The organism is Micromonospora sp. NPDC003776, from assembly GCF_053605645.1.
Window position 1 is genome coordinate 1 of the sequence record NZ_JBSGJR010000731.1, and the last position, 2,923, is coordinate 2,923.

2 protein-coding genes are annotated in these 2,923 nt (G+C 73.1%); both read right to left on the reverse strand.

The window, feature by feature from the left end; translation table 11 throughout:
- Positions 1-174: 174 nt before the first annotated feature.
- Positions 175-2,058 (reverse strand): hypothetical protein, encoded by a 1,884-nt coding sequence (locus ACWEVO_RS34090; protein WP_452311530.1) that lies wholly within the window; start codon positions 2,056-2,058, stop codon positions 175-177.
- A gap of 236 nt (positions 2,059-2,294) precedes the next feature.
- Positions 2,295-2,923 (reverse strand): glycosyltransferase (locus ACWEVO_RS34095; protein WP_452311531.1); only part of this gene is annotated, 629 nt, incomplete at its 5' end.

The following is a 2,923-nucleotide window of genomic DNA, read 5'->3' on the forward strand; positions in this document are numbered from 1 at the left end:
CCCGTGTTGCGGCGCTGCCCGGCCTCAAGGACGTCAAGGTCTTCCGGGATCCCGGGGGCGGGGGCGGGGGCCAAGGTGGGGGTGGTGGGGGGGGGCCCCCCGCGGGGGGGGGGTCCCCGGCCGGGCCGCGGGGGGGCGGGGCGCCCCCGGCCCCCCCGTCGGTGGGATGGACCGTCAGGAGGTGGCGAAGAAGAGCGTGCGGCTCGACCAGTTCACCGCGCCGCCGGCGGGCGCGAGCTGGACCGCGGCGGCCCCGTCCACGGCCGCCCCGTCGAACGGCACGCTCCGCAGCGAGCCGTCCGTCCAGCCGTACACGATCTTGCCGTTGACCCACGCCAGACCCCGCACGCTGCCCCAGGCCAGGCCGGTGCTGGGCAGGGTGAACTCGGTGCACCCGACGATGTAGCCGTCCGGCTCCAGGTAGCGGTAGAACAGGCTGTTCGTCCCCGACTTGGTGTAGTACATCCGGCCGTCGAGGTAGAAGGCGCCGGTCATCGTGGCCGGCTTGAACCAGTCGTTGTAGCCGCTGCTGATCCACGGCGCGCCCACCGAGCCGCCGGAGAAGATGGACACGTCGAGGTAGCTGCCGTTCGGCGCGCTCGCGTCGGTCTTCGACCAGTAGAGCTTGTTGCCGATCGAGAACGACGCCCCGGCGGCGGTGAGGTTCGGCTGGCTGGTGCCGACCGGGGTGCCGAGGGTGGTGCCGTTGAACGACACCTTGGTCGCCTGCCCGTCCGCCGAGGAGACGTAGAGGTAGCCGGAGGCGGCCGAGGGCGCGTTGGTCGCCGCGACCGTACGGCCGCCGGAGAGCGGGAAGAGACCCATCCGGCCGTGGTACTCGTTGCCGAGGCCGTCCGAGTCGAAGCCGGCGTACAGGCCGGTGCTGCCGCGCCACAGCTCCCACATGATCGGGCCCCAGGTGGTGGTGCCCGACGGCGCGCCCGAGCGACCCGGGTTCCAGACCAGCGGCATGCCGTTGATCGGGTCGAGGGCGCCGAGGCCGAACCGGTTGATCGCGCCCGCGCCGGCCGAGTCGTTGCCGTTGGCGTTGTTGAGCCAGCGGAAGTGCCCGCCGACGTAGACTACGTTGTCGGCGACCTCGACCGAGGTCACCGAGTCGGTGCCGGTGTAGTTGACCCAGGTGGCGTCGATGCCGGCGCCCCGGTCAGCGGTCTCGAACCGGGCGATCGCGTCGCAGTACGCCCCGTCGCCGCGGCCGCCGTCGGCGATGATCACGAAGTACTTGCCGTCGTCGGAGAAGTCGACGTCCCGGGCGTAGAACGGGAACGACCAGTTGTAGCAGGGCGCCACGTAGCGCTGGGTGCTCCAGTTCGCCACCGCCGGGGTGCCGGCCAGGTCGACCACCACGACCTGGTTGCGAGCCTGGCCGTTGACCTGGGTGAAGTTGCCCACCGCCACCAGGGTCTTGTTGTCGGGCGAGACCGCCAGGCCCCAGACCAGCTCACTGCTGGCGCGCGGCACGCTGGCGTCGATCTGGAAGCTCGGGTCGATCGCGCCGGTGTTGGCGTCCAGCCGGGCGAGCAGGGAGTGCTGGGTGCCGTTGACCCAGTGGAACGCCCCGGCGATGTAGAGCTGGTTGCCGACCACGACGGTGCGGCGCACCAGGCCGCCGTCGCTGCGCCCGGCCCAACCGGTCACGGTGGCGCCGGTGGTCGGGTCCAGCTCGACCAGGTTCTTGCGGCTGACCCCGTTCACGGTCACGAAGGCGCCGCCGACGATGAGCTTGCCGTCGGGGCTGACCGCGAGGGCGTGCACCGCGCCGTCCAGCGCCGGGGTGAAGTCCGCCTTCAGCGCCCCGGTCGACCGGTCGTACGCGAACAGGTAGTTGCGGGTGGTCCAGCTCGCGTCCGCCGCCGCCTTCACCGAGGTGAACGACCCGCCGACGTAGACGGTGCCACCGATCTCGGCGAACGCCTTGGTGTCGCCGTTCTGCGCGTGCGGGATGTTGTCCGCCGGGTTCGCCGAGGTGAGCGTGCTGGTCACCGGCGTGAGGTCGGCCGCGCGGGCCGGCGCGGCGAGCAGCCCGACGGTGAGCACCGGCGCGGCGAGTGCGGCGCACCACCGCCGCCACCCCGGTCGAGACGTTCTGTGAAGCACTGGCGCCCCCAAAGAGATGATGAGATCACGGGTAGCTTGCTCGGAACGGACATTCGGCACCATCAACCGACCGGTCCGGTCGGGTCGTCCGGGTCGCGCCGGGCGGTCCCGGTGCGGACGGGCCCCCGGTGTCGACCGGCGGAACGGGTTGCCGGACCGTCCGTTCCGGTCGGTCCTCACGCGGCCGCCGCCCACTGGAACGGCGCCACCGATCCGGTCGCGCCGACCGTCCAGGCCGCCGCCTCCGCCAGGTCCTCGGCGGTCACCGCGTCCGCCTCCCGGGCCAGGACCAGCCTCCGCCGGTCCAACTGCCGGGCCAGTTCGACCTGGTGGTCGTCGACGTGCTCGGCGTACCGGCGGCGGCGCGGCACGTACACCGCCCGGTGGCCGGCCCGCAGGGCGGCCAGCGCCGAACCCACCCCGGCGTGGGTCACCACCACGTCCGCCTCCCGCATCGCCTGCTGCATCTCCGCGTACGGGACCTGCGCGCGGGCGCCGGCCGGCATCCGGGGGATCCGGGTCGACCCGACCTGCCAGAGCACTTCCGCCTCGGGCGGTAGCACCTCGACCAGTCGGGCCAGCAGCCGGGGAAAGCCGAACCGCCCGTGGGTGCCGAGGGCGACGACGACCCGGGACACCGGTCGCGGGCGGGCCCGCCGGACCGCCTGGTAGCCGTCGAAGACGGTGCCCCCGTACCGCCACCGGGTGTCGGCCCAGCCCGGGTACTGGGTGTAGAGCCGGGTGCGGGGATGCTGGGCACCTTCGCCGAGGCGGCCCGACCGGCCTTCGGCGCCATGATGATCGA